General features: G+C 72.3%; 6 protein-coding genes. 4 read left to right on the plus strand and 2 right to left on the minus strand.

The window, feature by feature from the left end:
* The first annotated feature begins 14 nt into the window (after positions 1 to 14).
* The 4 genes from mutM to SACHA_RS20940 all read left to right on the plus strand — a co-directional run bounded on the left by mutM (position 15) and on the right by SACHA_RS20940 (position 2,515).
* Complete coding sequence (gene mutM, locus SACHA_RS0107895; RefSeq protein WP_028662983.1) at positions 15 to 902, plus strand: bifunctional DNA-formamidopyrimidine glycosylase/DNA-(apurinic or apyrimidinic site) lyase; 888 nt, start codon at positions 15 to 17, stop codon at positions 900 to 902.
* A gap of 130 nt (positions 903 to 1,032) precedes the next feature.
* The gene (locus SACHA_RS0107900) at positions 1,033 to 1,356 is read left to right on the plus strand and encodes a PadR family transcriptional regulator (protein WP_019808596.1); all 324 of its coding nucleotides are present in this window, start codon (positions 1,033 to 1,035) and stop codon (positions 1,354 to 1,356) included.
* Positions 1,353 to 1,517, plus strand: coding sequence for an HAAS signaling domain-containing protein (locus tag SACHA_RS26520; RefSeq protein WP_332253562.1), 165 nt, complete (start codon positions 1,353 to 1,355; stop codon positions 1,515 to 1,517). The genes SACHA_RS0107900 and SACHA_RS26520 overlap by 4 nt, the downstream gene beginning before the upstream one ends.
* Positions 1,514 to 2,515 carry a hypothetical protein gene (locus SACHA_RS20940; protein ID WP_332253563.1) on the plus strand — a complete coding sequence of 334 codons (1,002 nt, stop codon included), beginning with the start codon at positions 1,514 to 1,516 and terminating at the stop codon, positions 2,513 to 2,515. The genes SACHA_RS26520 and SACHA_RS20940 overlap by 4 nt, the downstream gene beginning before the upstream one ends.
* 73 nt (positions 2,516 to 2,588) lie before the next feature.
* Here SACHA_RS20940 and SACHA_RS0107910 read toward each other — a convergent pair whose 3' ends face one another.
* Entirely contained in the window at positions 2,589 to 3,110 is a 522-nt protein-coding gene (locus SACHA_RS0107910; RefSeq protein ID WP_019808599.1) for a general stress protein, read from the minus strand.
* Positions 3,111 to 3,245: 135 nt separating this feature from the next.
* Positions 3,246 to 3,672 (minus strand): ROK family protein (locus SACHA_RS20945; RefSeq protein ID WP_039738379.1); only part of this gene is annotated, 427 nt, incomplete at its 5' end.

Consider the following 3,672-nt stretch of genomic DNA (forward strand, 5'->3'; position numbering starts at 1 on the left):
AGGCGGGCGCGCCCGTGCCCGAACTCCCCGAGGTGGAGGTCGTGCGCGCCGGTCTCGAACGGCACGTCGTCGGCCGCACGATCACATCGGTCGAGGTGCTGCACCCGAGGGCCGTCCGCGGACACGAGGCGGGCGCGTCGGATTTCGTGGGGCGTCTGCTGGATGCCACCGTCACCGCCGTGCGCCGCCGGGGGAAATACCTCTGGCTCGATCTCGGGTCGAGCCCGGAGCCCGCCGGGGCGCCCGAGGAGGGGCTGCTGGCCCACCTCGGGATGAGCGGTCAGATGCTGATGCGCCCCCCGGGCACTCCCAACGAACGCCACCTGCGGGTGCGCCTCGGCTTCGCCGACGGCGGGCCGGAGCTCCGGTTCGTGGACCAGCGCACGTTCGGGGGCCTCACCCCGGTGGAGCTGGTCGACGTGGACGGCACCCGCGTGCCCCGGCCCGTGGCGCACATCGCCCGCGACCCGATGGACCCGCTGTTCGATCCGGTCGCGGCCGCCCGGGCGATCCGCAGGCGCCGCACCGGGATCAAACGGGCGCTACTCGACCAGACGCTGGTGTCCGGGATCGGCAACATCTACGCCGACGAGGCGCTGTGGCGGGCACGCCTGCACGGGACCCGCCCCACCGACCGGCTCACCGCACGTCAGGCACGGGAGACGCTCGACGCCGCGACGGCCGTGATGGCCGAGGCGCTGGCGGCGGGCGGCACGTCGTTCGACGCCCTGTACGTCGACGTCAACGGGGAGTCGGGCTACTTCGAACGCGCTCTGGACGTCTACGGGCGCGAAGGGGAGCCGTGCCGACGGTGCGGCACGCCGGTGATCCGGGAGCCGTTCATGAACCGCTCGTCGTTCAGCTGCCCCCGTTGTCAGCCCCGCCCCAGGGCACAGCGCTAGGGCACAGCGCTAGGGCACAGCGCTAGGGAACAGCGCTAGGACTTCGCTTCCGCGACCGCGCCGGGGGTGTTGTTCGGCCACTACTACGCGGTGCGTGGTAGTGTCGTCGGCGCACTAACTGGAGGAGTCGGTGGAGATCAGTCAGCTACTGAAGGGCGTGCTCGACCTCGCGGTGCTGGCGGTGCTGCGCGACGAGGACGGTTACGGCTACGACGTCCTGCGCAGACTGCGCCGGGCGGGCCTCCACGAGATCGGGGACGCCTCGGTGTACGGCACGCTGCGGCGGCTGTACAAGGCGGGGCTGCTCACGTCGTACGTCCAGGCCAGCGAGGAAGGCCCCCACCGCAAGTACTACAGCGTCAACGAGCTGGGCCGTGCGCGTCTCGCCGAGTCGGCGGCGACCTGGCGCGGTTTCGCGGCGACCATGGACAGCCTGTTGGGAGAGGCCACATGAGTTCACACACCCGGCCCGCCGTCCGCGCCTATCTGGCCCGGGTGCGCACGGCACTGTCGGACCTCCCGGCCGACGAGGTCGACGAGATCGTCGAGGACGTGCGGCCGCATCTGGCGGAGATCGCCGACGGCCTCGGCGAGGACGCGACCTCGCCGCGATGACCGCCGAACTCGGATCCCCGGAGGACTACGCGGCCGAGGTCCGCGCCGCCGGTGACTATCCGCCGCCGCCGCGACCGGCCGGTGCGGGGGACGGTGGCCACACCGATGCCCCGGTGTCCCGGCTGGCACCGCGGACCGCGTTCTGGGGCCTCGCGCTCGGGATCCCCGTCGCGACGTTACTGGGGCTCACGCTCGGGTTGAGCCACGGGGCCGCACCCGGTGCGCTGTTGGTCTTCGTGGTCCTGGTGGCCGCCGAGATCGGGGTCGCGGTTCTCGCCACGTCGAAGCGGGGAACGGACCGGATCCGCGAGCTCCCCGAAGTATGTTGGCTGGCCGCCCGGCGCGGGATCGCGGCGCGGTTGTGGACCCTGCTCGGTGTGCTGTCGCCGCTCGGGTGGTGGTTGGCCGCGGCTCTGTTGGCGTTGCTGGGTGTGCTGCTCGTGGCCGACGGGGATGACGGGTGGCTCACGCTGCCGCTGGCGGTCGGCCTCGCCGTGCTGATTCTGTGGGCGGGCCCGCGGTCCCGCATCGACCATCGCACGCTGTGGGCGGTACTGCCCGTGACCGCATTCGTCGTGGGAGCGGCCGTCGGACTCGCCGGTGCCCTGGTGGGGACCAGCGTGGAGCAACCTGAGGGCCCGCGCAACGACGTGTACGGGAGTATCGCCGGCGCCGGCACCGGGGAGCTGTTCCACGACGGTGAGCGCCTCGACAACCTCTATGTCTTCGACGCCGAGGGCGAACCGCTGACCGAGGTCTACGTCTACACCGAGGACGGGAAGCCGCTGTCGGTCCCGAGGTACGGCTGTGACGAGCACACGTCCGCGCGGATCCGGACGGGCAGGGACAACCTGTTCCCCCGCCCGCGCGTGGAGACCGGTGCCCTGGACGACCACGGCACCGTCGGCGGCTACAACGCCCACCGGCCCTTCTGCCGTGAACGGGCGGGTGTGCCGTTCACGGTCGCCGTCCCCAGCACGACGCCGGGCGGCAACTGACCGGGGGTGGCGCCCCGTCCGTCGGGGCCGACCGGGACGCCGGCCGACCGGGGACGCGCCGGTCCGCGTCCGGTCAGAACCCGTTCGGTCCCGACATCGCCAGCTTGCCGAGCAGGTCCCGCCCGCGTTCGGCGTTGCGGGGTTGGCAGAGGACGTCGTAGCGGCGGGCGACGAGCTGGCTCCGCGAGACGAAGTCCCGCTTGCCCCGGGTGGCCGCGTAACCGGCCACGGCGAACGCCATGCCGAAACCGACACCGGAGACCAGCCCGATCACGATCGGCGCCAGGCCCGTTCCGGGCGTGAACAGACTGAGCAGCAGGCCCACGAACAGACCGAACCAGGCACCGGACATGGCCCCGCTGCCGAGCACCTTCCCCCAGGTCAGCCGGGACGCGACCCGCTCGACGACCAGGGGGTCCACCCCGACGATGGTGACGTCGGAGACAGCGAAGTCACTGTCGGCGAGGTGGTCGACGGCACGCTGGGCTTCCTCATAGGTGTCGTAGGAGCCGATCGGCCACCCCGTGGGCATCGTCGGCAGCTGGGGAGGCTGGGACGCCCTGGTGAACGCCATCGGGGTGAACGCCGTGGTCATCGCTCCCACCTTCGAGTCTGTCGGTTGCTGTCCCGTTCAACGTGCGGAGCGTCCCGGCAGTGCCCGGACCACCGCCCGGTGTGCGCAGATCACACGGGCCCCGCGCCCGGGGACGGGGAACGCGACGGGAACCGGTCAGGCGCGGACCCGCTCGTCCGCGGGGTGCATGTCCGGAATGCCGTTCGGCGAGCCCGCGTGCAGCCAGCGGCCGAAGTGGCGGACGGAGAAGAGTTCGTCCAGCACCATCCAGGCCGCCCCGACCAGGCCACCCTCCTCACCGAGCCGGGCCTGCTCGATACGTAGCTCCCGGGTGGACAGGGGCAGCGACCGGCGGTAGATCGTCTCGCGGATGGTGGCGAGCAGAAGATCACCGGCGCCCGCGACCCGGCCGCCCAGCAGGATGGTCGACGGGTTGTAGAAGTTGACCAACGTGGCGAGCAGAGCGCCGATCCGGCGTCCGGCGGCGACCAGGAGCTCGACCGCGCTGTGGTCCCCGGCCCGGGCGGCCGTGGTGACGTCGGCGCCGGTGACCGTACCGCGCTCGTGGAGGGCGGCCGCCAGC

It is taken from the genome of Saccharomonospora halophila 8, from assembly GCF_000383775.1.
In the GTDB taxonomy this organism is placed as follows: domain Bacteria; phylum Actinomycetota; class Actinomycetes; order Mycobacteriales; family Pseudonocardiaceae; genus Saccharomonospora; species Saccharomonospora halophila.